The organism is Microvirga aerophila (assembly GCF_003332305.1).
Classification (GTDB): domain Bacteria; phylum Pseudomonadota; class Alphaproteobacteria; order Rhizobiales; family Beijerinckiaceae; genus Microvirga; species Microvirga aerophila.
In genome coordinates this window covers 88,411-111,061 of the sequence record NZ_QOIO01000017.1, presented here as the reverse complement: position 1 = coordinate 111,061, position 22,651 = coordinate 88,411, and the positions used below count along the sequence as shown (strand labels likewise).

The following is a 22,651-nucleotide window of genomic DNA, read 5'->3' as shown; positions in this document are numbered from 1 at the left end:
CATCACATCCTCCCGTGACCGGGAGGTGAATCATCAACTCACTGCAAAGAAAAGATCTTTTATGGGTTCACGACCTAGTTCTGCTCGTCCGGTTGCCAGTCGAAGTTCATGGCCGAGCCTGCCACGTACGTTGAACCGGCGACCGAGCGGCAGGCCATGACCGGCGACGGCGTCAACGATGCGCCCGCCCTCGTGGCTTCGGACGAGGGCATCGCCATGGGCACCGGCACGGATGTCGCCATGGAGAGCGCGGGCGTTACCTTGCTCAAGGGAGACCTGACGGGGATCGTACGGGCACGGCTGCTGTCGCAGGCCACCATGCGCAACATCCGTCAGAACCTGTTCTTCGCCTTCATCTAAAACGCGCTTGGGGTGCCGGTGGCGGCAGGCGTGCTTTATCCGGTCTTCGGCGTCCTGCTCTCGCCCATCATCGCGGCGGCGGCGATGGCGTTGTCGTCGGTCAGCGTGATCGGCAATGCCATTCGGCTTCGAACGGTGCGGTTGTGAGTGTGTCGCAATCTGCCCGAATGAAGTCCCTGCGGCCCCTCGCCAAGTCCGGAGGGAGGGCGGAACCAAGCCGTACCGGAACGGTGCCTGAGCCTGCTGGCGACGGTCCTGTCGCACGGACCCAGCGCCCTGTTGTCAATCGTCTGACGGTGCGGTCGTGGCGGTGCCCGTCTCAGGCATTGCGTGACGGGTGTTCCATGCCCCGGACGACGGCGGGCAGGACATCGGGTTCCTCGGCCATCGTCATGTCAGGACCTTGCTGGCAGCCAGACTGATGCAGCCCATCCCGAACAGGAAGATCGGGAACCATCGCGGGCATGACGTGAGATGATCGTCGGGTTCCATGGTGTCGGTTCAGTCCCTTGCAGCTAGAGAGCGCAGGTGGACACCAGTGCATCCGTGCTGCCCACCGTTGCGCCCGCAATGGCGCCTAGACCTGCTTGGTGACAGAGCAATGACGTTTGGCACTTTCCGTCAGGCGCGAGCCGCCATTGGAGTTGGATGCCCGGTCCTCCGCACGGGGAACCGACGCGACGGGCACCCGTTGGTCCTCGCTTACCAGAGAGCAGCCATGGGCGACCCAACCCAGCCTTCGAGCGTTCCGCCACACGATGAGGAGCATGTCCCCGTTCCGGACGATGCACCGGAGAGCGGCGCCCGCACCGTGGCCGAGGAGATCATTCCCCTCGTCGAGGAGACCACGACCGTCGGTAAACGGCAGGTCGTGACCGGACGCATGCGCGTGCAAACGGTCACCGACACCGTCGATGAGCTCGCTCACGCAGACGTGCGGCGAGAGACCGTGGAGGTCACCCGCGTGCCCATCGACAAAGCGGTCGAGACCGCACCCGAGATCAGGACAGACGGCGACGTGACGATCATCCCGGTGCTCGAGGAGGTGCTCATGGTCGAGAAGCGCCTGGTGCTCAAGGAGGAGCTGCACATCCGGCGCCGCGTCGGACAGGAGACCGTCGAGGTGCCGGTCACCCTGCGCAAGCAGCGCGCCATCATCGAGCGCACCGATCCTGCTGACCCTGTTTCCGAGGATCCGGCCACCTAGCGTTTGGTCGGTTCGAGGAACCGAGGCCCAGCATGTTGCCGGGCTTCGGCCGAATTGCGGTCAGCGCTTACGGTCGGTCGAGTCCGTGGTGCCCGTAGCCCGGACGTTGCGCTCGTCCTCGACGTCGACTTCCGTCTTGCGCACGGTGTCGGACACGGTCTCGGTGCGCTCCTCCACGTCCTTGCGGACGACAACCTCTTCCGTCACCCGCGCCTCCTTGGAGACCACGGCCTCCTCGCGGCGTTCCTCGGCCTCGATGGTGCGGTCGCGGAAGGCGGCATCGCCCTCGCTCAAAGGACGGTCGACGGGTCGGCGCTCCACGTGAACGCGCTCCTCACGCAGATCGACCTGTTCCTGCACCGGGCGCTCCACCACGCGCGACTGGATGCGCACCCGGCCGTGGCCGACCTCGCGCTTGCCGACATGCAGCTCCTCCTCGACCACTGGGATCACCTCGTCCCGTCCGGTCCCATCGGTCCTGTCACTCTGAGCGCGTGTCGTATCCGAGGTTCCCGTGAGGCCGCTGGCCATCCCTGCCGTCGCACTGCCGAGCCCGGCCGTGCTGCCCGAGGTGGAGGCGTCGTAGCCCTGCCATCCCTCGGAGCGCCAGGCCGTCTGTTGCTCGTCCAGGTCGAGGATGCCCTCGCCGTCGAGAATGCCGACCACCCGGTCGACCTCGTCCTCATCGCATTCCACGGTGACGAGCGAAGCGCCGCGGCGGACACCTTCCGCATAGGCGTGGGCATCGGAGCGCGGCACCCCCGCGTCCTCCAGGTCGTCGATGAGGTTGTCGGAAGGAGTTGAGTAGAAGCTGATGTCACCGCGCGAGATGTCGGCCTGCTCGAGGCGGCTGACGATCTCGCTGGCTTTCTGTTGGTCCTGGTAGAGGCACGTGACGGTCTTGGACATGAGGTTGGCTCCTGCAACGTTGTAGCAATCGAACCTGTTCGTTACGTTGGCCAAGCCCGACATGTTCAGGCCATACAGGCAACGGCTCAGCCCGAGAACCTACCAATGTGCCGTCAGGATTTCGGTTCCCTGGAGCCGACGGGCTATGCCCGATCATGATCCATGACGGCAGTGGCTGCCCCATCAACGGCACCGACTTCGTGGGAGAGCCACGAGGATGTTTTGGAGATCCAGCTTCAAGCGACCCTACCGTGAGGCCTGGCACCAGGCCCTTCCGGAGCTTCTCAGTGCACCGCGCGACGTCTCGATCCGGGAACCGATGCGCGCGGACCTGCAACGGGCCTGAGCGGAACCCTCGTACGGAGTACCCATCGCTTCTGCGCGCCGCCTGCTGCCCTGAAGAGTAAAATCTCAGGCGTCCCGCGGCAGGGCGGTGTAGACCCGCACGATGAACTGGTGGAACTCCGCCATGTACATGCGCAGGAACTCGGCCGTGGACGCGTTGGTGACGTCACCTTGGTCGGTGATCAGCCCGGGCGTGAACTGGATGTACGCCTCCGGCGCATTCATCTGCGGCGAGTTGCAGAAGCCGAGCACGCTGCGCAGGTGCTGCTGCCCCACGGCGGTGCCGATGGCTCCCGGCGAGGTGCCGATCACCGCCGAGGGCTTGCGCGTGAATGAGTTCTGGCCATAGGGGCGGCTGGCCCAGTCGATGGCGTTCTTGAGCGCGCCTGGTATCGAGCGGTTGTACTCGGGCGTGACGAACAGCACCGCATCGACTCCGGCGATGGCGTCCTTGAACGCGCGCGCCACCGGCGGGTAATCAGCATCGTAGTCGTAGCTGTAGAGCGGCAGATCCCGGATCGGGATCTCGGTGAACGAGAGGTGCTCCGGAGCGATGCGCGTCAGCGCCGTGGCGAGCTTGCGGTTGATCGACTCCTTGGCAAGGCTGCCAATGAGATAGCCGACCTTGAACGTGGTCATCGCACTCTCCTATGAACGGGTTGGCAACCTCTTGCAGCCATCGCGCGGATAGAGGAAAGCGCACGATCCCGGCGGATTGTTCCGCCATGCACGTCCCGTCGGGGATGCGTGTGAGCGATCATCATGGGGCACCTCATCGACGGCCGACGATCCACAGGGCGAGGAATTCCCAGCCTCCCTGATCGTCCGGACGTGCAGCGTGCGGAACCTCGTGGCAGGTGAGGCGTCTGCTCGAAGGCACCCTCCATCGGGAAAGGCCCGGAACGTGACAGACCCGGTCGTGCCTGCCAAAGCGCCACGTCCCACCCGACCCGCATGGGCCACCTTCGGCCATGACGGTTTTCATCAGGATTGGGAGCATGGACGGCGGGTTGTGATCACGCTGGCGGTCATCGGGCTCGCCTACTTTCTCTGGCTCATCTCGGACATCCTGCTGCTGATCTTCGCCGCGATCCTGCTGGCGGTGTTGCTCAGTTTCCTCGCCGACCTGATGACGCGGTACACCCCGGTCCCGCAGCGCTGGTCCCTCACCGTCACGGTGGTTCTGGCCGCAGTGCTTGTTGTCGGCTTTCTCGGCATGTTCGGCGCCCAGATCGGCGGCCAGATCACGCAGGTGGTCGAGAAGCTCCCGCAGGCCATCAACGCCGCCGGGGCGCGGCTGGACATCAGCAACGCGAGCGCGCAGCTTGAAGAGGCCATCGCCTCGAGCTCAGGCAGCCTCCTGTCCCGGCTGGCCGGCCTTGGCTCCACCGTGATCGGCGCCCTGGCCAACCTCGCGCTTGTCGTGGTGGCCGCCATCTATCTGGCCGCCGATCCGACGCTATATCGGCGTGGCGCGATTCAGCTTCTGCCCCGGAGCCAGCACGACCGCATCCTCGACGCCATGAACGTGAGCGGCAATGCGCTGCGTCTGTGGTTCGCCGGGCAGCTCGTGGCCATGACCTTGGTTGGGGTGGTGTCGGGGCTGGCCTACTGGTGGATCGGCCTGCCATCGCCGCTGGCGCTGGGCCTCATTGCCGGCGCCACCAACTTCGTTCCCTATCTGGGTCCCATCCTGGGGGCCATCCCGGCCATGGTCTTCGCCCTCGCCACGGACCTGAACACGGCGCTGTGGACGCTCGGGGCTGTTGTGGCGATCCAGCAGCTTGAGGGCAACGTGATCACGCCGTTCATCCAGCAACGGGCGGTTTCCCTGCCGCCGGCAGTGGTGCTGTTCGCCATCGTGGTGTTCGGGCTCGTGTTTGGCTTGCCGGGCGTCTTCCTGGCCGTGCCGCTGACCGTCACCCTCATGGTCCTGGTGAAGAAGCTGTGGGTCCGCCAGATGCTCGGGGAGGAGACCGCCGTTCCCGGTGAGGAGGACGACACCAGCGGCAGAATGCTGGATCCCACCACCAGGAGGACTTGAATACGATGTGCTGGCACGCCCTCGATCTGGCAGAGCCAGGCGCTCCTGCGAACAAGATGCTCGCCGGCGGGCCATGCATGGGTCGGGCGAAGATTGCACAAAGGCCATAGACGGAGTTCCGCGTGCCGACCACGAGAACAGGCTCCGACCCGGCCCACGCGTCGATTTCCCCAGCAGGTTGAGCATCAAGGATGATATGGGTAAGCATCGTCCGTTGCATGCAAGGTGCATTGTTCCGCAGGGACTGCTGTCGACGACCGGATCTATGCCGCTAGCGATCATTTCTCCTGATGCACGAAGCAGAAGTGATCAAAAGGACGTCATTCGACCAGGTGTCAGGTCAAGCCCCATGCAAGTGCAGCAATGACGACAATGGCCCCGAGCATCGTGATGGCGAAGCCCCAGTTGGACCTTCGGCGCACGTTGGGTGTAGCGCTCTGTTGCAGTTCTGCGGTCGAGCCAATCGTGTTGGAGCCACGCGGTTCGTGATCTGCTGCCATGGCGTCCTCTCTCTGAGGTTCAGATGTTCAAACCAAGGTCACTGGATCTTGAACTCTTGAAGTCAGTCCCTTGATTGATGACGGCGCAGTTCGACACCAACGCGAACGATGCGAGGCGAGTTCCACCTGTCCAAGACAGCGACACAAGCCATGAGTGCCATGCCGTGCCAAGTTACGAACGATTTTCATCGGGTTCTTCCCTGTTCGGTGATTTGAGGTCAAGCGCTTTCAGACCATCCACATTCCCGATGTTTGACCTCACTCGCGGAGCCTTGCTTCTCTTAGGGATCAGCCGAGAACCTGTCTCTATTCGGTCCGAAGTCGGACGCGGAAGAAGTCGAAGATCACGCGCAGCGTCGCCAGAGTCGGGACGGCGAGGAGGATGCCGGTGATCCCGGCCAGGGATCCGCCGGCCAGGACACCGAGGAAGACTAGCACCGAGGGAACCTTGATGGTCTGTGCCTGAATGCGGGGCGTCAGAACATTGCCCTCCAACTGCTGGATCGCCAGGAAGAGAATTCCGGTCAGCACGGCCGCCGTCGGCGAGATGGAGAAGGCCACCAGCAGCGCCGGAATGGCTCCGATCCAGGCGCCGAGGTAGGGAATGACCGCCGTGATCGACACCCATGCACCCAGCGCCAGCGCATAGGGCACTCCGATCAGGAACAGCGCCGCCGCGGACAGCCCGCCCTGGATGGCCAGCACCAAGGCAAGTCCGCCGAGATAGCGCGAGAGGGCATGGCCGAGCGCATCCCAGAACTCCAGGGCATCGTGGCGGTAGTGGCCCGGCACGCTGGTGAGATAGGCGGCCTTGAACGAGCGTACGTTGGCCAGCAGCGACGCGGCGATGAAGACCACCGCAAACAGGGTCAGCGCCCAACTGAAGGTGCCGAAGAGGATCCCCACCGTGTGGCCGAGCACGTTGTTGGCAATCACGCCGAGGCTGTCCCGGATGTCCGTGAGCAGGCGCCCCGCGACCGCCTCCGGCGTGTCGGGCAGCAGGTCACGGGCATCCAGCGCCTGGAGCGCCCGCACCAGGTACTGCTCGAGGTTCTGCACCAAGTTGGGCAAGGCCGCCACGAGGGCGCCCGCCTGGGACACGATCAGGGGCAGGAGGATGTAGGCCAGCAGAAGCAACACGGCGAGCAGGATCAGGAACGAGAACAGAATGGCCAGGCCGCGCGGAACGGCCTGCTTGAACAGGTGGACCGGGAAGGACAGCACCAGGGCCACCGCGAAGCCGGCCAAGGCCACGGCAGGCACCACAGGCACCGCCCACAGGGCCAGCGCCAGCAGGGCGACCAGGCCAACCAGGATCAGCCGCCAGGTGGTGGTGGAGATCCGGATCGGGGTCGGCTTGCGGGGGCCGTGTCTCCGCACGACCCGGCGTGAGGGCAACAGGATCGGTTCAGGTGGCGGGTGTCTTGCTTCCATCTCAGCCTCGCCAGAGAGTGTCATTCCCGGGAAACGGCGTCAGGACGGTTTCTTGAGCAAGGGCTGGCCCGACTTGTCCTTGACCTCGTTCTGCCAGGTGGCGCGGACAAGGTCCTTCACTGGGTTGGGCAGCGGGACGTAATCGAGCTCGACGGCCGTCGGGTCGCCCTTGCTGAAGGCCCAGTCGAAGAACCTCAGCACCTCGACCACCTGCCCGGGCTTCTCCGGGGCCTTGTGGACCAGGATGAAGGTCGGCGACGTGATCGGCCAGGCCTCCTCCCCGGGCTGGTTGGTCAGCGAAATGCCGAAGCCGGAAGCCGGCTTCCAATCCGCTCCGGCCGCCGCGGCCTGAAACGTCTTTGCGTCGGGCGCGATGAACCGTCCAGCGGCATTCCAGAGCTGGGCAACCGGGATCTGGGTCTGCTTGGCGTAGGCATACTCGACGTAGCCGATGGAGTTCGACACCTGCTTGACGAGCGCGGCGACGCCCTCATTGCCCTTGCCGCCCTGGCCGATCGGCCATTGCACCGAAGCGCCGGCGCCGGGGCCGCCCTTCCACGCCTCGGACGCCTGCGACAGGTAGGTGGTGAACACGTCGGTCGTGCCGGAGCCATCGGAGCGATAGACCGGGGCGATCGCCGCGTCGGGCAGCGTCACCCCCTGGTTGACCTGGATGATCCTGGCATCGTTCCACCGGGTGATCCTGGCGTTGAAGATGTCGGCGAGGATCTCGCCCGTCAGCTTCAGTTGACCCGCCGGAACACCCTCGATGTTGTAGATCGGGACGATCCCACCGATGACGACCGGGAACTGGACAAGGCCGTCCTTCCGAAGCTCCTCGCCCGTCAAGGGCGCGTCCGTTGCGCCGAAGTCCACCGTCCCTGTCCGGATCTGGCGGATGCCGGCGCTCGAGCCGATGGGCTGGTAGTTGACCCTGGTTTGGGTCTCTCCGTAGTAGGCCTCCGCCCACCGGGCATAGAGCGGGAACGGGAAGGTCGCGCCGGCGCCCGTGATCGCAGCCGGACGATCCGAGCACGCGGCCGTCGCGAGGACCAGTCCAACCGCAACGGCATGGGACCAACGGTTCATGAAACCCTCCCACGGTCCACACGGGGATCCCCGACCACCAAGACAGGAAGGCTGGAGGTCGGCCCTTCAATCCATGAACGCGGGAGATCGGAAAAAGCTACAACGCCGGGGGATGGACTCTCGTCGGGACCGTCAACAAGGCGGTGGCTCCGATGCTGGCTGTCTCGCCAGGGAGGTTCAACTGCCTGGATGCTACCTGACCCCGAGGCGCAGCAGGTCCAGGGGTGATGGACGCAATGACGGCTGGATCATGGGGTCTTGGACCCCGCAAGAGGCCGCGCCGGAACCGCCTCTGCCGTAGCCTCCATCTGATCGAAGAGGTGAGTGGCCTGTTCAGGTTTCAGGTCGGGTATTCGCGTGAGGCTCGTGAGGACCACCCCGAGCGAGGCAAACAGGAGCAAGGCTCCGTCCTGATTGTCGGAGACGGCGCTTCGCCGCAACAGGCCCGTCATGAGGGTTTGCAACTCCCGGAACGGACCCTGTTGCTCGTGGGACAACAGCAACGGGGTAAAGCGCCGTCCGCCGGATTCGTAGTCCTGGCGGAGCTCACGGATGAAGGCGGATAGGACCGGAATTCCCCGACGTTCCGCGTCCCGAAGCCGGCCCTCGAGATGTTGCGCCAGCCGCCGATGCAGGCCGGAGATCAGGCTGTCCTTGGAGCTGAAATGATACAGGAGCCCGCCCTTGCTGACGCCCGCCAAGCGGGCAACGGCATCGAGCGTGAAGCCCCCTACGCCTCCGGTGCAGATGAGATCCTGAGCCGCATCGAGGATGCGGTCGCGGGTGGATGACGGTGTAGGGTCAGGACGTGTCGTCATGGTCGGGGAACCCCCTGTCCAGCAAGCCTATCCGGCGGGGCGACCTGACCTAGATCAGGACGGGACACACGTTCGTCAGGTGGCGCCGGAACGATCCTTCCTTCGGCCGAACGGTCAACGTGCACCATGGCAAGGAGATCGTCATGGAGCAGCGGGTTCTGATCACGGCGGAGGCTTTCGGTATCGGACGGGAGATGGCACAGGCCTTCGCCGCCAATGGAGCCAGGTGTTCGTCTGCGACATCGACGGCGCCGGCCTCGCCGAGTTGGCAGAGGAGCTCCCCAGACTGGCCACCGGACTCTGCGACGTCTCCCGGCGCGAGCAGATCGAGCGTATGGTGGCGGAGGCGGCGCAGGCGTTGGGCGGCATCGACGTCCTGATCAACAATGCCGGCATCGCCGGCCCGACGGCACCGACCGCCGAACTCGATCCCGACGCCTGGGAGAAGGTCCTTCAGGTCGACCTGAAGGACCTTGGGATCTCCTGGGACGGCGAGGTGCGACGGAAGCGCCCCAGTCCTTGCATCCGCTGGCGGTAACATCAAATCAGCAAGTGTTGAATATCGTGTTCGTGTTCCCGACCATGCAAGGAAAAGGTATGATGAGATCTCTCCATCCCAACCTGGATGCCGCGATGGCACGAGATCAGGTTTACCCCAAGTGGGCCTTGTCCGTCGTCGGTGCCGCCCTTGTCGCACTGGGTGCCCTGGCCGTCGCCAATCTGTTCCTCGGTGCCGCGCCGCCGGTCCGCTTCATCGGTGCCATGATGGCCTTGGGCGCGCTGGCTCAGCTCCTGCATGCCATGCTGGTGGTCGGCTGGCGTGGTTTTTATCCGTGGCTCCTCAGCGGCGTCCTGTACGGGGTTGCCGGCCTCGTCGTGATTTACGATCCCTCCGTGGCCAGTCCGGCGTCGGCCGTCGGCGTCGTGCTCGCCCTGGGGGCCTCCGCGATCCTGCGGATGTGGACCAGCCTCCGGCTTCGGCCCCAGGCGGGGTGGCGGTGGCTGGCCCTGTCCGGCGGCTTCACCCTCACGGCGGGAGTGGCGGTCGCCATGGGCTGGCCCGTGGATCATGCGGGGCTGCTCGCCACGCTGTTCGCGGCGGATCTGGTCGCCCAAGGCATCGCGGCGGTCGCGTTCGGGTTCTCGCTCAAGCCGGATCGTTGAGAGGCCGGCCGACGGACCCGTGGTCCCGGCTGAACGTTTCGCAACATCGGCCACGTGTCCGCAGGCACCGGCTCAGGAGGTTCCCATGGCCCAGAACCCGCAGTTCACCAAGAACACGCAGTTCAACACCTGGTACTGGCTCGCGGCGATCCTCGGCATCCTGGTCATCCAGTACCTCTTCGGAACGGCCGGGCAGATCGCCACCATCCCCTACAGCGAGTTCCAGGGCCTCCTCCAGGGCGGCAAGGTCGCCGAGATCGGCATCTCCGACAACTTCATCCAAGGAAAGTTGAAGGAGCCGCTGCCAAGCGGCCAGACGCTGTTCTCCACCACCCGCGTCGATCCCGGCTTCGCGCAGGAGCTCCAGCCGTATGGGGTCAAGTACACCGGGCAGGTCGAAAGCACGTTCCTCCGGGACATCCTGTCCTGGGTCCTGCCCGTCCTCGTCTTCTTCGGCCTCTGGGCCTTTCTGATGCGCCGGATGGCTGGGAAAGGCGGCTTGGGCGGTGGGCTGATGCAGATCGGCAAGAGCAAGGCCAAGGTCTATGTCGAATCCGACACCGGCGTGCGCTTCGACGACGTGGCCGGCGTCGACGAGGCCAAGGACGAGCTGCGCGAAGTCGTCGATTTCCTGAAGAACCCGGAGCAGTACGGCCGTCTCGGCGGGCGCATGCCCAAGGGCGTGCTCCTGGTCGGCCCGCCCGGCACCGGCAAGACCCTGCTCGCCAAGGCGGTGGCCGGCGAGGCCAAGGTGCCGTTCTTCTCCATCTCCGGCTCCGAGTTCGTCGAGATGTTCGTCGGCGTCGGCGCCGCCCGCGTGCGCGACCTGTTCCAGCAGGCACGCGAGAAGGCGCCGGCCATCATCTTCATCGACGAGTTGGACGCCCTTGGCCGCGCCCGCGGCCTCGGCGGCCTGGCTGGAGGCCACGACGAGAAGGAACAGACCCTCAACCAGCTTCTGGTCGAGCTCGATGGCTTCGACTCCCGCACGGGTCTGGTCCTGCTTGCCGCCACGAACCGGCCCGAGATCCTCGATCCGGCGCTGCTGCGCGCCGGGCGCTTCGACCGTCAGGTGCTGGTGGACCGGCCCGACAAGAAGGGCCGGATCCAGATCCTGAAGGTGCATGCCAGCAAGATCAAGCTCGCCCCGGACGCCGACGCAGAGAAGGTGGCGGCGCTGACGCCCGGCTTCACCGGCGCCGATCTGGCCAACCTCGTCAACGAGGCGGCGCTGCTCGCCACCCGCCGCGGGGCCGACGCGGTCACGATGGCGGACTTCAACAACGCCATCGAGCGCATCGTGGCCGGCCTGGAGAAGCGCAACCGGCTGCTCAATCCGAAGGAGCGCGAGGTCGTGGCCTACCACGAGATGGGACATGCGCTCGTCGCGCTGGCGCTGCCCGGCATCGATCCGGTGCACAAGGTCTCGATCATCCCCCGCGGCATCGGCGCCCTGGGCTACACGATCCAACGGCCGACCGAGGACCGCTTCCTGATGACCCGCGAGGAGCTGGAGAACAAGATGGCGGTGCTGCTCGGCGGACGCGGCGCGGAGTTGGTCGTGTTCGGCCATCTCTCCACCGGGGCCGCGAACGATCTCGCCCAAGTGACCGACATCGCGCGCTCCATGGTGACCCGCTACGGCATGTCGGAGAAACTCGGGAACGTGGCGCTGGAGAAGGACGAACGCTCCTTCCTGAGCCCGAACCCGCTCGGCAACGGCACGCGCGAACGCTCCTACTCTGACGAGACTGCGACGGCGATCGACGACGAGGTCCGCGACATCGTCCAAAGGGCGATGGATCGGACGATCGGGTTGCTGACCGAGCGTCGCGCCCTGCTCGAGACGACGGCCCGGCGGCTGCTGGAGAAGGAGACTCTGGACGAGGCCGAGCTGCTGCACTTGGTTTCGACGGGCGGACCCCAACCGGCGGACCGGACCGTTGTCCAAGTTGAACAGGAGCCGCAGGACCGTTCAGGCTCCCGCTCCGCAAGGCAGGAGCGCGGTGGGGCCCGCACGTAAGGGATTCCAGTGATCACACGCCCGGCGGCTGCGGTTGGACGTGACTCGCGATTGGTCGAAACGGCAGGAGGTAGTGATGGGTCAATTCGTGGCCGTGATCTTTCCCGATCCGGCACAGGCCTCCGAGGGAGCGCGGGCTTTGAGCGCCCTGCATGCCGAGGGCGGCATCGCGCCGTCTGGCATGGCCGTCGTGGTCAAGGAACCGTCCGGCCAATGGCTGGTCACGGAGAAGACAGCCGACGGGGCCCTCGCCACCGTGGTGACCGCGCTGATCGGCGGGATCGCGGGCGCGGCCGGCGGCCCCGTCGGGGCGGCGATCGGGGCCGCCGGAGGAGCGCTGGTCGGACGCGGAGCCGACCTCATCCACCGTCAGGCCGCCACGGCGTTCGTCGACCGGGTTTCGCGTCAGTTGCCCATCGGGCAGGCGGCGCTCGTGACGGAAATCACCGAGGATGGAATCCTGGCATTCACCGAGCGGATGCAGGCGATGGGCGGCATGGTCGTGCATGTCTAGCCCGCGTGCCCAGGCGAAGATACCAACCAAGCCCGCTTGGAGCAGTGACATGCCGATCAACGCCGAAGCACCAACGGCCATGACACAGGCTGCACGGCGCGGGCGGGGACGGCCCCGCAGGTCAGAGAACCCCAAGCAGGACGAGATCCTGCGGGCGGCACTGAGGGCGTTTGCCCAGGGCGGCTACGAGGGCACGAACCTGCGCCGGATCGCGGCTGATGCCGGCGTTGACGTCGCCCTGATCGCGCATCACTTCGGCTCCAAGCTTGGTCTCTGGAAAGCCGTCGTGGACAGCCTGGCCGCACGGCGGCTAACAGCAGGAGAGGGTGGCACTGCTTCGGCGGAGGTTTCCGATCTCGCTGACCGGGTCCGTCACGCGCTGCGCCGCCTCATCCAAGTCAACAGCGACATGCCTGAGCTTGGCATGCTGGTGAGCCAGGAGATGCATCAGGCCGGCGAGCGCCGCGACTATCTGTACGAGCATCTCATCAGACCCCACCACGACCTGCTGATGCCGCTCATCCGCGAGGCCATCGCGGCCGGCGTCATCCGCCCGCAGGATCCGGAGATGCTGTTCTTCCTCCTTGTGACGTCGATTTCCACGTCGATGGCGATCCGGCCGCTGATCGCACGGTTCTTGGAGGCTGCCGGGAGCGTGGATCACTTTCGGGACGCCCTGGAACAGAGCGTCATGGCAAACGTATTGGCAGTCTAGCCAGCAACCCGCATCGGTCGTCGGAATGGCCATGAGGGAGGCTGGTCGAAGCCGCCGGAGATCTCCAGCCATGCAACATCGACTGACGCGGGTGGCAACGGTGACGATCGCGGTCCTCCTCGCGCTCCTGGTCGCCCAGCCTTACGTGACCCATTACCTGTTCTCCGCGCGCGAGCCGCGGCCGCCCGCGCCGCGCGGCGACCTGGCCGAGTTCGAGCGCTCGACCATCCGTGTTTTCGAGACGGTTGCGCCGTCCGTGGTCCAGGTCGTGGCGCTCCCGCGTGGAAGCGGACGGCTTCAGGACTCAGGACCCGCCGCGTCGGGCACCGGGTTCGTCTGGGATGCAGCAGGCCATGTCGTGACCAATGACCATGTGGTCGGGGAGGGGAGTTCCTTTGCGGTCCGTCTCGCATCCGGGGCGGTTCTTCCGGGCGAGGTCGTCGGGCGGGCCCCGAACTACGATCTCGCCGTGCTGCGCCTCAATGGGCGCGGGCGCCTGCCAGAACCCATCGCCGTAGGAACCTCGGCCGACCTCAAGGTGGGCCAGGCCGCCTATGCGATCGGCAATCCGTTCGGGCTCGACCAGTCGCTCACCACCGGCGTCGTCAGCGCCCTCAAGCGGCGCCTGCCCACCAGCGGCGGGCGCGAGGTCGCCGACGTCATCCAGACCGATGCCGCCATCAACCCCGGCAATTCGGGCGGACCCTTGCTCGATTCCGCCGGCCGCCTCATTGGCGTCAACACCGCCATCTTCTCGCCCTCCGGCGCGAACGCCGGCATCGGGTTCGCCGTTCCGGTGGACGTGGTCAACCGGGTCGTTCCGGAGCTGATCCGTAACGGCCGGGTGCCGACGCCGGGCATCGGCATTCTCGCGGGAGACGAGACGCTGACGGCCCAGCTCGGGGTGGACGGCGTGATCGTGGCAGGGGTGGTGCCGGGTTCGCCTGCCGATCGAGCCGGGCTGCGTGGCGTCGATCCGAGGGTTGGCATCATCGGCGACGTCATCGTCGGCGTGAATGACGCTCCCGTGCGACGGCTGGCGGATCTGACCGATCGGCTGGAGCGGACGGGGGTGGGCGGCTCGGTCGCCCTCATCATCCTGCGGGACGGCCGCTCCCAAACGGTTGACGTTGCCATTGCGGACATCGGAGCCGGAACGTCGGCGGCAACGCGGCCATGAGCAAGCCGCTCCAGTGGCCCAGGACAAATCGGCCACCGACGGGACCGACCATCCCATCGGACCCCGCCACATAGCACATTCAGGACCTGTGGCTATCGACAGTTTCCGTTTCCGGCCTCGGCCAGGGCCAGGAAGGTGATGCTTGCCGGTGCGAGTTCGACAGGACCGGACGGGATGCGACTGCCTTGCAGATCGGGCAGTTGATCATTGCTGCCGAGCCGGAGTTCCTGCCCATTCAGGCGAACGCTCGGACTTTCGAGTTGCTCCGCCGAGAGCGTGTATCGGTCCGCCCCCGCGGGAAGGCTGATCGACGTCGGTCGCGTCCGGCTGTTGTTGATGGCGAGGAGCGCCACGCCGCCGGGCGAGCCGCGCAGGCAGTGCGCGTAGAGATGCAGACCGTCCTGGACGGGGACGCCCGACTCCAGCACCGTGGGACCCATCAGCCGACGCCACAGCAGCGCCGCCCAATAGCTGGGCTTCGGCTCCAGGGTCTTGTCATTCAGCAATCCATAGTCGCTCGCCACCAGCGTATTGTGGGCCACGACCCTGACCTCCTGCCTGGCGAGGCGGCCGAGCTGGTCGAGGTAGCGGAAGGTGTCGAGGAAGGTGTTGGCCCACGGGTTCCCGCCGCAGGCCGCGTCGGCCGTCTCCGTGTTCCAGAACGGCTTGCCCGGTTCGAACTCGTTGCGGACTTGCCGATAGAAGGCGAGCGTCCGGTCGGTGCGTCCGAGCCAATCCTCCGTGAGGGCCGCCTCGGGCGTGGTCTGCGTCCGCGGCCCCGTCGAGATGCAGCGCCGTGAGACGGCTCCATAATGGTGGTACGAGAACCCGTCGACGCGGGCGGGTTGGACGGCGGCCACCAGGTCGCGCGCCTTCAGCAGGACGTCGCTGCCGTAGCCGGCGGCGACGGCCCAGTCGCCCGTCGACTCGCCCACCGAGCCTGGACCGAGGATCAGCATGTCGGGCGCCGCCTGCCTGGCGAAGGCGTGGAAGATCTTGAAGTCGCGCCCGTACGCGGCCGCGTCGTAGCCCTGGGGGGCCCCGCCCATGGCGGCGACGGTTGGCTCGTTCATCCACTCCGCCGCCGCGATGCGGCCGCCCGCCGCGTGGGTGAAGTCGAGCCACCGCTTGGCCAGGTCGGGCGTCCAGACACCGGCGGCGTCGCGGGTGCCCACCCCGGTGGCGAACGACGTGACGATTCCTGCGTCCACCGCCTTGGCGAAGTCGACCACGCCCTTCCATTGCTGCTGGGACAGGACGCCCATGAACCCGGGCGGTGGCTTGGCCGGGGCTTGCTCGGCCTCGGGGAAGTAGGTGGTGTTGGCCTAGGTTCCGCTGACCCGGACATAGGCGGGCCCGAGGGCGGCGGCCAGCTTGCGCAGCCGGGCGTTGGTGAGGTCGAGGGGCGGCCGATACTCGTACAGGGCCGGGTTCATGCCGGACGGCGTGTCGCCGCTCGATGCCGCAGGGGCCGGAGCGGGCTGGCGCAGGGCGGCTTCGAGCTCCGGGCCGTAGGGCCGCCAGAACTTGCCGCCGGTAACCTCGAGCATCTCGACGTTGTACGACTGGTAGCGCTCATCGACGGTGCCGATCTTCGGCAGGTCGGCCGGCATCAGGGAGATGGTCTGGGCCACGGCCGGACCTCCGAATGTCATCGCCGCGGATGCGAAAACAACGCCAGCGGAAAAACAATTCAGCCAATCCCCGCACATCGCCCGTCTCCACGGAAGGTTAGCTAAGACAATGGATCACCCCTACTGCTGTTCCGGCGCAAATGGGATCCGCAACCGGAAGGGATCGCGTCGGGCATGGCTCAGGAACCTGCCGTCAGAGATGCTGCGGCGATCACGGTTCTGCGGGTCCGAGCGGATCGTGACCTTTCGCCAGCGGATGCGTTCTCTGAAGCGTAGCACCAAGCCGGCCCTCTCCTGTGCGATCGGGTTGGTCTTGCCCCGACGTCGCCCAGGCCAGTGACCTCGACCGGATGGAATTGCGATGAAATATCCCCCACCACCTCTGACGATCGAAAGGACCGGGGACGACGCACCCGCGAAGTCGCTTCCAAGCTATATCCGGTTCATGAGCGGCCGGCATCAAATCGGGCTGTGCGGGATTGCGCTCCTGATCGCGGTGCTCAGCACGATCCCGCTTGAGCTCCAGCGGCAGATCGTCAATCGTGGCATCAGCGACGCTGACGTTCGCGTCCTTCTGACGCTGGGCGGCGTCTATCTCATCGTCATCCTTGGCCAGAGCGGACTCAAGTTCGGCCTGAAACTGTATCAGGGGTGGATCAGCGAGAGTGCGATCCGCAACTCACGCGAGCACCTCTCTTGTGTCCAGGAGGGCAGGCATGGCACGGCGGGGTCGGACACCAGCGGTCGGGCAGTATCGATCATCGGCTCGGAAATCGAGCACGTTGGCGGGTTTGTCGGCGAGGGTCTGTCCGAGGCGGTGGTTCAAGTCGCGACGCTCGTGTTCATCATCGGCTACCTGGCCTTCGTGGAGCCGTTGATCATGGCAGTGGGGTTGGCGCTGCTGGTCCCACAGGTCCTGATCGCCGTTCGCGTCCAGCACGCGATCAATCCATTGGTGGCGACGCGGGTCGACCTTCTGCGGCGGCTGGGCAGTCGCGTCGCTTCGGCGGGAGACCTTGCGGGGCACAGGGATCACGAGGAGATCGGCGGCATCTACGACAATCGGATGCGGATTTACCTGCTGAAGTTCGCCGGAAAAACGGCCATGAACCTGCTCAATGCCTTGGCACCCTTGGGTGCCTTGTTGGTCGGTGGCTATCTGGTGACGCAAGGGGCAACAACGATCGGGACCGTTGTTGCCTTCATGTCAGGCTTCGAACGCCTGTCGGATCCCGCGCGTCAGTTGACGGTCTTCTACCGCAGCGCCTCCCAAGCCAGTGTCCACCATCGAAAGATCGCCGAGTGGATTTAGCGTGGTGTGGCAGCCACGGCTGCGGCTTTCTGCGAGCGTTTTGTCCGTTCCGGACTGACTTGCCGCTGCCATGCTTTCGTACCGTGTGCTGTCGCCCACTGGCGTTTGTGGGGGATTCTCCCCGAATGGGGTATTTGCCAGCCGGGATGGCCGGGGCAAGCATGCGCTTGCCCCGGCACCGTCAATGCTTGATCGGTGCTGGTGACAACCACGGAATGGCGATGCGTGATGGCGATGGGGTTGTTCCGAGAGACCCGCAGAGGGTTATCCGCCTCCGCCTTGCTCCTTGGCGGATGCCTGGTCCCGGCGGACCCGCAGGCGGCTAATCTGCCGGCCAAAGGTGCTGCTCCGGCCGACTATGTGAGCGCCTGCTTCACGCATCGCGCCGGCTTCTTCACCATCCCGGGCACCGATACCTGCCTGCGGATCGGCGGCCGGGTCCGAGCTGAATTCCGTTATTTGGACCCAGGCACCCGCGCGGACGACGCGGTCGGCTCCCGCGCCCGCGGCCGCATCGACCTCGACGCCCGCACCCGGACGGACCACGGCCTGCTGAGGGCCAAGATGCGCTATGAGCTCACCCGCAACACGGGCAACTACGGGCCGGATACGACGAGCCTCGAAGAGGCCTACGTCCAGTTCGGCGGGCTGACCGCGGGCCGGTTGCAGTCGTTCTTTGATTTCTACACCAACGACGAGAACTTCGCTGCTGTCACTGTCTCCGACCTCAAGACCAATGTGCTGGCCTACACCGCCATGTTCGGCTCCGACCTGTCGGCGACGCTGTCGCTGGAGGATTCCATCGAGCGGCGACAGTTCGCCGCTCCGAATGGCCTGGGCTTTCCTGGCGAGGGATTCACCAGCGCCGGCGCGCGCGTTCCCGATCTCGTCGGACAACTGCTATGGGAGCCGGACTGGGGCAAGGCCCAGCTCTCGGCGGCGCTGCACCAGATCCGAAGCGACAATCTGGTCCCGGGATCCGGTCCCACTCCGTTCGTCAACACCGAGTATGGGTTTGCCGTGCAAGCTGGCCTTCAGGTTGACTTGCCCATGCTGGCGGAGGAGGACCAGTTCTGGCTCCAGGCCGTCTATGCGGAGGGAGCGCTGAGCTATGTTGGCTTCGGCGACACCTCGATCAAGGAGATCGACCTCGGCCAGACCGACGCTTATGTGGATGCCCTAGGACGGGCGCGCCGCTCCAGGGGTTGGGCCGCAGCGGCTCGGTTCGTGCACTACTGGACACCGCAGATCCGGCAGGTGGTGTTCGGCTCCTATGGCGTGGTCGAGTACCCGGGCGGCAGCATCGTCACCACAGCGGCGGGCGGCACGCTCGGGTTCCCGGACACCACCGACTGGCGGATTGGCAGCAATCTCGGCTGGCTGCCCGTGAGCGGCCTCTACTTGGGCGTCGAGGCGTTCTATCGCCATGTCGACCCGCGCGGCCGGGTGTTCGTGGACAACGATCCCGTGTCCGGCCGCCTCATCGGCTCGGCCGATGTCGTGGAGGCCCGTCTGCGCGTTCAGCGGGACTTTTGAACCCCGCCGCCCGGCCCCTGAGGCTGAGAGCGGCGGGTGATGTCGGCTACTTCGATCCTCCGTACGCCACCCGAAAGATCGTGCCGTTGGCGTCATCGCTGACCAGCAGGGTGCCGTCCGGCGCAACCGCGAGACCCGTCGGCCGCCCCCAGACGGTGTCCTTGTCCAGCACGAACCCGGTCATGAAGTCCTCATAGACCCCGGTCGGCTTGCCGTCCCTTATGCGGGCACGCACCACCTTGTAGCCGGTCCTGTCCTCCCGGTTCCACGACCCGCGCATCGTCGCGAAGGCATCGCCGTGGTACTCGGCCGGGAATGCGTCCGCGTCGTAGAACGCGATCTGCATCGTGGACGAATGCGGCTGGAGCAACACGTCGGGCACGAGGACCTTGTCCTTCAGGTCGGGGCGCTCGCCGGCGTGGGCCGGATCCTCGTTGCCGCCCGTGTAGTACCAGGGCCAGCCGTAGAATCCGCCTTCGCGCACGGTGGTCAGGAAATCCGGCACCAGGTTGGGGCCGAGGTGGTCGCGTTCGTTGCCCGTGCACCACAGGGTGTCGGTGCCGGGCTGAATGGCCATGCCGGAGCAGTTGCGCAACCCAGTCGCAAAATTGCGGACGCTGCCGCCTTCCGGGTCGAACACGCGCACCACGGCGCGGTTCTCCTCCTCGCCCCAGGCGGCGCCGAGACCGTGCGTCTTCTCGAAGGACTTGGTCTCCTCTGGCGATTTGTTCGGCATCCCGGCGGCGACATTGGAGGCCGAGCCGATGGAGACGAAGAGCCGTTGGCCATCCCGGGAGACCGCCAGGTCGCGGGTCCAGTGCCGCTTGGTGGGGATGTCCGCGATGATGACCTCGGCCGGCCCCCTCGCCTTGCGGTCGCCGCTGCGGTACGGGTAGCGGACGACCTGATTGGCCGCCGCCACATAGACATAGCGGGGTTCGGCCTGCGGATAGAAAATGATGCCGAAGGGCCGATCCAGGTTCTCCGCGAAGACCTGGGGGATCGCCGACCCGCCCCTCGCCGCCTCGGCGGCGAAGACCAGGACCCGTCCGCTGCCGCTTTCGGCCACGAAGACGTCGCCGTTGGGGGCGATGCGGATGACGCGGGGCTTGTTCAGGTCCCGGGCGACCACCTGCACGGTGAAGCCCTGCGGCACGTCCGGCATCTTGCCTTGCGGGGCATCGACGACCTTCGGCAGCCGTTCGAAATCTGGCGCCTCGGGGTCATTTTGGTGATGGCTCGGCGGCGGCAGGTCGGCGGGCCTGATGTGTCGGCCCACGCCGGGGGCATCCCTCTGCCAGGTCCCGAAGGCATCGGCCCCGGTCCGCACCTCCTGGGCGTGCAGGGGTGCCAGCAAAACGAATGCCAGTGGAAGACTCGTCAGGATCGCTGCGGCGCGCACCACTGCCTCCCCAAAAAAGCTCCCCTTGCCGGGACTGACCAACGTTTACTCTCCGGTACAACGGGGTGCGTTATGGAATGCACTCAACCCCCGGGGCCTACTTGGCACCGGGGGGCGTCAGCCAGACGCCAGCCGCCGCTAGCATCCCCTCAATGCCCGTGCGCAGCGTGGGGTTGATCACGGGCGCGAACTCGGGGGAGTGGTTCGACGGCAGCTTGTTCAGGCTGCCGGTCCTCTCCGCTTCGGCATATTTTTGCGGCTCGACGCCTCCGACGATCCAGTACACCGAGGGCACGTCCCCCCAGGCGCGGGGGATGACGGTGAAGTCCTCGCTGGCCGAGGCAGGACTGGCCGGCCCCACCCGCTCGGATCCCAGGCGCTGTCGCAAGGCGTCCGCCACCTTCCGCGTCGCATCCTCGTCGTTGACGGTCAGGGGAAACTCACCGGCGAGCGTGGTGATCTCGGGCGGCTTCGGAGCGCCTGACGTCGTCGCCTCGCCGTTGACGATGCGCTTGATCGACGAGAGGACCTGGCCACGCACCTGATCGTTGAACGTCCGGATGTTGAGCTGGAGCACGGACTCGTTCGGGATGATGTTCGCACTCGACCCGGCTTGCACGGACCCGACCGAGACCACGGCGTTGTCCGTCATGCCGATCTCGCGCGAGACCACGGTCTGGAGCCGCATCACCGTCGCCGCCGCCATCACCACCGGATCTGTGGTCGACTCCGGGGACGAGCCGTGGCCGCCGCGGCCGAACAGGGTCACCCGCAGGCTGTCGCTCTGGGACAGCATGAGGCCGGGGCGGATGAATGCCTTGTCCGCCGGGAAGGGGAGCACATGCGAGGCCAGGGCCACGGTCGGTTTCGGGAACCGCTTCGTCAGCCCGTCCTCGACCATCGCGCGAGCCCCCTCGCCAGTCTCCTCCCCGGGCTGGAACACGGCGATCACGGTGCCGCGCCATTTGTCCTTGTTCGCCGCAAGGATCTGCGTCGCGCCCATCAGCCAAGTCACGTGCATGTCGTGCCCGCAGGAATGCGCGATCCCGGTCTTCCGGCCGGACGAGGGGTCGGTGCCGGTCTTGGTGCTCGCGTAGGGGAGACCCGTGTTCTCGCTCATCGGAAGAGCGTCCATGTCGGCCCGCAGCAGGACCGTGGCGCCCTCGCCGTTGCGAAGAAGCCCGACGACGCCGGTGCCGCCCAAGCCCTCCGTGACCTCGTATCCCTGCTCGCGGAGCCAGTTGGCGGCAATGCCGGCGGTGCGTCGCTCCTGCATGGAGAGTTCAGGGTTGGCGTGAATGTCCTTGTAGACGCCCTCGAGCTTTGCAAGCAGGTCACCCGAGGGGCCTGGGAGCGCTGCTTGGCTGCTCGTCGGACTTCGCTGCCCGGTGCCCTGTCCGAACACAGGCCCTGACAGGGGAAGGGCCGCCAAGGTGACCACGGTTGCGAAGGACAGGGATAGTGCGGAGGTGGAACGGCGCTTCCTGATGACCATCATGGTTCTCCTCAGGTGCCTCGGGTGCCATCGGCTTGGAACCCTAAAACGCCCTTCCGGGGACGTGGTTCCTCCGTCAGGCTCAGTTCCTCTTTGAGCCGCCGTTCGGAGGATCGGTGCGGGATCCGCCTGGAGCCGGGCCTGTGAGCCATGTTGCGGTGACGCGCCCCGTGGGCTTCTCGGGCGTGCAAAGTGCCTGGACATGCGGCCTCCCTCGATCTTCCGTTCGTGCTTCGCCGACGCAGCGACAGGAACAAAACCCCCTCCCGGCCGGTTGTCTGACACCCGTGTTGCCCGCCGCTTGAGCGTGCGAAATGTCCCTGCTGTGGTCCTTCCGGACCCAATGCCCGATGAACGTGCGTAGCTGGCGTCTTTCCTTGGTTCTGCGTCAACGGGCGGATCGTTCCCTGCAAGATCCTCCCCGCATTGATTGAGGAGGGTTCATGGACGAGCCAAACGCTTCCCTTGGCGGGCACGACGGGCCGGATCCTGACAGACGCGGGGTTCTGATCGGCCTCACAGCCACATACCTCTTCTCGTATGTTCCGTCGGCCATCGCCCAGCCGGCCGACGCCGGCGCACGCGATGCGTTCATGGCGGTTGCACAAATTCTCACAGGTCGGCCCAGCCTCGACGCTGATCAGGCTTCGCGCCTCTATGAGGCCCTCATAGCCGACGCGCCCGGCTTTGCGGCCGATGTCCAGGCGTTGCGCTCCTTCATGGACCAGCGCAAGATCGACCCGATCCAACTGCAATCCACGCTCGATGCGGAGCAGTCTCCGCTGGCCGCCATGCCGCGCAACATCGTCAAGGCCTGGTACACCGGCATCGTCGGCGAGGCCGAGCGCGCCCGTTGCGTCACCTTCGAGACCAGCCTGATGCACGTGGCCGTCGCCGACCGGCTGAACCCGCCGAGCTACTGCTACGGCAGCTACGGCAGTTGGATGGATCAACCCGCCTAGGGAGGGCC

At 66.1% G+C, this 22,651-nt stretch carries 21 protein-coding genes and 1 pseudogene; 12 read left to right on the top strand and 10 right to left on the bottom strand.

The annotated features are described in order from the left end of the window. Positions 1-153 precede the first annotated feature (153 nt). Both DRB19_RS11665 and DRB19_RS11660 read left to right on the top strand, forming a co-directional pair. Positions 154-507: pseudogene (locus DRB19_RS11665) on the top strand (haloacid dehalogenase); the annotation flags it as partial. A 571-nt stretch (positions 508-1,078) separates the two neighbouring features. Beyond that, positions 1,079-1,567: a YsnF/AvaK domain-containing protein gene (locus DRB19_RS11660; RefSeq protein ID WP_114186202.1), complete on the top strand. Its 489-nt coding sequence runs from the start codon at positions 1,079-1,081 to the stop codon at positions 1,565-1,567. 60 nt (positions 1,568-1,627) lie between these two features. Here the strand turns inward: DRB19_RS11660 and DRB19_RS11655 are convergent, their stop codons facing one another. Further along, positions 1,628-2,476 (bottom strand): YsnF/AvaK domain-containing protein, encoded by an 849-nt coding sequence (locus tag DRB19_RS11655; RefSeq protein ID WP_114186213.1) that lies wholly within the window; start codon positions 2,474-2,476, stop codon positions 1,628-1,630. A 411-nt stretch (positions 2,477-2,887) separates the two neighbouring features. Next, complete coding sequence (locus tag DRB19_RS11650) at positions 2,888-3,460, bottom strand: NADPH-dependent FMN reductase (RefSeq protein WP_114186201.1); 573 nt, start codon at positions 3,458-3,460, stop codon at positions 2,888-2,890. A 265-nt stretch (positions 3,461-3,725) separates the two neighbouring features. On the opposite strand from DRB19_RS11650, the gene DRB19_RS11645 reads away from it, so the two are divergent. Next, positions 3,726-4,865, top strand: a complete 1,140-nt coding sequence (locus tag DRB19_RS11645) for an AI-2E family transporter (protein WP_162815664.1) — start codon at positions 3,726-3,728, stop codon at positions 4,863-4,865. 335 nt (positions 4,866-5,200) lie between these two features. Here DRB19_RS11645 and DRB19_RS29900 read toward each other — a convergent pair whose 3' ends face one another. The 4 genes from DRB19_RS29900 to DRB19_RS11630 all read right to left on the bottom strand — a co-directional run bounded on the left by DRB19_RS29900 (position 5,201) and on the right by DRB19_RS11630 (position 8,706). Then, a complete protein-coding gene (locus DRB19_RS29900; RefSeq protein ID WP_162815663.1) occupies positions 5,201-5,365 on the bottom strand; it encodes a hypothetical protein in 165 nt (54 codons plus the stop codon). Between the two features lie 306 nt (positions 5,366-5,671). Next, on the bottom strand, positions 5,672-6,799 hold the full coding sequence (locus DRB19_RS11640) for an AI-2E family transporter (protein ID WP_162815662.1): 1,128 nt from the start codon (positions 6,797-6,799) through the stop codon (positions 5,672-5,674). 39 nt (positions 6,800-6,838) lie between these two features. Beyond that, positions 6,839-7,888, bottom strand: a complete 1,050-nt coding sequence (gene pstS / locus DRB19_RS11635) for a phosphate ABC transporter substrate-binding protein PstS (RefSeq protein WP_114186198.1) — start codon at positions 7,886-7,888, stop codon at positions 6,839-6,841. 248 nt (positions 7,889-8,136) lie between these two features. After that, the gene (locus tag DRB19_RS11630; RefSeq protein WP_114186197.1) at positions 8,137-8,706 is read right to left on the bottom strand and encodes a TetR/AcrR family transcriptional regulator; all 570 of its coding nucleotides are present in this window, start codon (positions 8,704-8,706) and stop codon (positions 8,137-8,139) included. On the opposite strand from DRB19_RS11630, the gene DRB19_RS11625 reads away from it, so the two are divergent. The 6 genes from DRB19_RS11625 (at position 8,705) to DRB19_RS11600 (ending at position 14,302) form a co-directional block, all read left to right on the top strand. Continuing rightward, on the top strand, positions 8,705-9,244 hold the full coding sequence (locus DRB19_RS11625) for an SDR family NAD(P)-dependent oxidoreductase (protein ID WP_210207469.1): 540 nt from the start codon (positions 8,705-8,707) through the stop codon (positions 9,242-9,244). The two genes, DRB19_RS11630 and DRB19_RS11625, sit on opposite strands and share 2 nt — an antisense overlap. 59 nt (positions 9,245-9,303) lie before the next feature. Beyond that, positions 9,304-9,870, top strand: coding sequence for an HdeD family acid-resistance protein (locus tag DRB19_RS11620; RefSeq protein WP_162815661.1), 567 nt, complete (start codon positions 9,304-9,306; stop codon positions 9,868-9,870). An 85-nt stretch (positions 9,871-9,955) separates the two neighbouring features. Then, positions 9,956-11,893: an ATP-dependent zinc metalloprotease FtsH gene (ftsH, locus tag DRB19_RS11615; protein WP_114186195.1), complete on the top strand. Its 1,938-nt coding sequence runs from the start codon at positions 9,956-9,958 to the stop codon at positions 11,891-11,893. Positions 11,894-11,969: 76 nt separating this feature from the next. Then, the gene (locus DRB19_RS11610; RefSeq protein WP_114186194.1) at positions 11,970-12,407 is read left to right on the top strand and encodes a DUF1269 domain-containing protein; all 438 of its coding nucleotides are present in this window, start codon (positions 11,970-11,972) and stop codon (positions 12,405-12,407) included. Between the two features lie 49 nt (positions 12,408-12,456). Continuing rightward, a complete protein-coding gene (locus tag DRB19_RS11605; RefSeq protein ID WP_162815660.1) occupies positions 12,457-13,122 on the top strand; it encodes a TetR/AcrR family transcriptional regulator in 666 nt (221 codons plus the stop codon). 70 nt (positions 13,123-13,192) lie between these two features. After that, positions 13,193-14,302: a S1C family serine protease gene (locus DRB19_RS11600; RefSeq protein ID WP_114186192.1), complete on the top strand. Its 1,110-nt coding sequence runs from the start codon at positions 13,193-13,195 to the stop codon at positions 14,300-14,302. 92 nt (positions 14,303-14,394) lie between these two features. On the opposite strand, the gene DRB19_RS11595 is transcribed toward DRB19_RS11600, so the two are convergent. Then, complete coding sequence (locus DRB19_RS11595) at positions 14,395-15,567, bottom strand: hypothetical protein (protein WP_210207468.1); 1,173 nt, start codon at positions 15,565-15,567, stop codon at positions 14,395-14,397. A gap of 60 nt (positions 15,568-15,627) precedes the next feature. Continuing rightward, a complete protein-coding gene (locus tag DRB19_RS30750; protein WP_210207467.1) occupies positions 15,628-15,957 on the bottom strand; it encodes a hypothetical protein in 330 nt (109 codons plus the stop codon). A 340-nt stretch (positions 15,958-16,297) separates the two neighbouring features. On the opposite strand from DRB19_RS30750, the gene DRB19_RS11590 reads away from it, so the two are divergent. Continuing rightward, complete coding sequence (locus DRB19_RS11590) at positions 16,298-17,248, top strand: ABC transporter ATP-binding protein (RefSeq protein WP_114186191.1); 951 nt, start codon at positions 16,298-16,300, stop codon at positions 17,246-17,248. 228 nt (positions 17,249-17,476) lie between these two features. Beyond that, entirely contained in the window at positions 17,477-18,784 is a 1,308-nt protein-coding gene (locus DRB19_RS11585; RefSeq protein WP_114186190.1) for a porin, read from the top strand. A gap of 46 nt (positions 18,785-18,830) precedes the next feature. Here the strand turns inward: DRB19_RS11585 and DRB19_RS11580 are convergent, their stop codons facing one another. Then, the gene (locus tag DRB19_RS11580; protein WP_245439441.1) at positions 18,831-20,228 is read right to left on the bottom strand and encodes a PQQ-dependent sugar dehydrogenase; all 1,398 of its coding nucleotides are present in this window, start codon (positions 20,226-20,228) and stop codon (positions 18,831-18,833) included. Positions 20,229-20,283: 55 nt separating this feature from the next. Continuing rightward, a complete protein-coding gene (locus tag DRB19_RS11575) occupies positions 20,284-21,684 on the bottom strand; it encodes an amidohydrolase (RefSeq protein ID WP_308494273.1) in 1,401 nt (466 codons plus the stop codon). A gap of 440 nt (positions 21,685-22,124) precedes the next feature. Between DRB19_RS11575 and DRB19_RS11570 the strand changes: the two genes are divergently transcribed. Further along, positions 22,125-22,643 (top strand): sugar dehydrogenase complex small subunit, encoded by a 519-nt coding sequence (locus tag DRB19_RS11570; protein WP_114186188.1) that lies wholly within the window; start codon positions 22,125-22,127, stop codon positions 22,641-22,643. Positions 22,644-22,651 lie beyond the last annotated feature (8 nt).

Bases quoted from the DNA above. Each gene is read 5' to 3' on its own strand.
- DRB19_RS11610 (WP_114186194.1), top strand. From the start codon at position 11,970: ATGGGTCAATTCGTGGCCGTGATCTTTCCCGATCCGGCACAGGCCTCC.
- DRB19_RS11605 (WP_162815660.1), top strand. From the start codon at position 12,457: ATGCCGATCAACGCCGAAGCACCAACGGCCATGACACAGGCTGCACGG.
- ftsH (WP_114186195.1), top strand. From the start codon at position 9,956: ATGGCCCAGAACCCGCAGTTCACCAAGAACACGCAGTTCAACACCTGG.
- DRB19_RS11620 (WP_162815661.1), top strand. From the start codon at position 9,304: ATGATGAGATCTCTCCATCCCAACCTGGATGCCGCGATGGCACGAGAT.
- DRB19_RS11625 (WP_210207469.1), top strand. From the start codon at position 8,705: ATGGTCGGGGAACCCCCTGTCCAGCAAGCCTATCCGGCGGGGCGACCT.
- DRB19_RS11575 (WP_308494273.1), bottom strand. From the start codon at position 21,684: ATGATGGTCATCAGGAAGCGCCGTTCCACCTCCGCACTATCCCTGTCC.
- DRB19_RS11650 (WP_114186201.1), bottom strand. From the start codon at position 3,460: ATGACCACGTTCAAGGTCGGCTATCTCATTGGCAGCCTTGCCAAGGAG.
- DRB19_RS30750 (WP_210207467.1), bottom strand. From the start codon at position 15,957: ATGACATTCGGAGGTCCGGCCGTGGCCCAGACCATCTCCCTGATGCCG.
- DRB19_RS11595 (WP_210207468.1), bottom strand. From the start codon at position 15,567: ATGGGCGTCCTGTCCCAGCAGCAATGGAAGGGCGTGGTCGACTTCGCC.
- DRB19_RS11630 (WP_114186197.1), bottom strand. From the start codon at position 8,706: ATGACGACACGTCCTGACCCTACACCGTCATCCACCCGCGACCGCATC.
- DRB19_RS11585 (WP_114186190.1), top strand. From the start codon at position 17,477: ATGGCGATGGGGTTGTTCCGAGAGACCCGCAGAGGGTTATCCGCCTCC.
- DRB19_RS11570 (WP_114186188.1), top strand. From the start codon at position 22,125: ATGGACGAGCCAAACGCTTCCCTTGGCGGGCACGACGGGCCGGATCCT.
- DRB19_RS11655 (WP_114186213.1), bottom strand. From the start codon at position 2,476: ATGTCCAAGACCGTCACGTGCCTCTACCAGGACCAACAGAAAGCCAGC.
- DRB19_RS11600 (WP_114186192.1), top strand. From the start codon at position 13,193: ATGCAACATCGACTGACGCGGGTGGCAACGGTGACGATCGCGGTCCTC.
- DRB19_RS11590 (WP_114186191.1), top strand. From the start codon at position 16,298: ATGAAATATCCCCCACCACCTCTGACGATCGAAAGGACCGGGGACGAC.
- DRB19_RS11660 (WP_114186202.1), top strand. From the start codon at position 1,079: ATGGGCGACCCAACCCAGCCTTCGAGCGTTCCGCCACACGATGAGGAG.
- DRB19_RS29900 (WP_162815663.1), bottom strand. From the start codon at position 5,365: ATGGCAGCAGATCACGAACCGCGTGGCTCCAACACGATTGGCTCGACC.
- pstS (WP_114186198.1), bottom strand. From the start codon at position 7,888: ATGAACCGTTGGTCCCATGCCGTTGCGGTTGGACTGGTCCTCGCGACG.
- DRB19_RS11640 (WP_162815662.1), bottom strand. From the start codon at position 6,799: ATGGAAGCAAGACACCCGCCACCTGAACCGATCCTGTTGCCCTCACGC.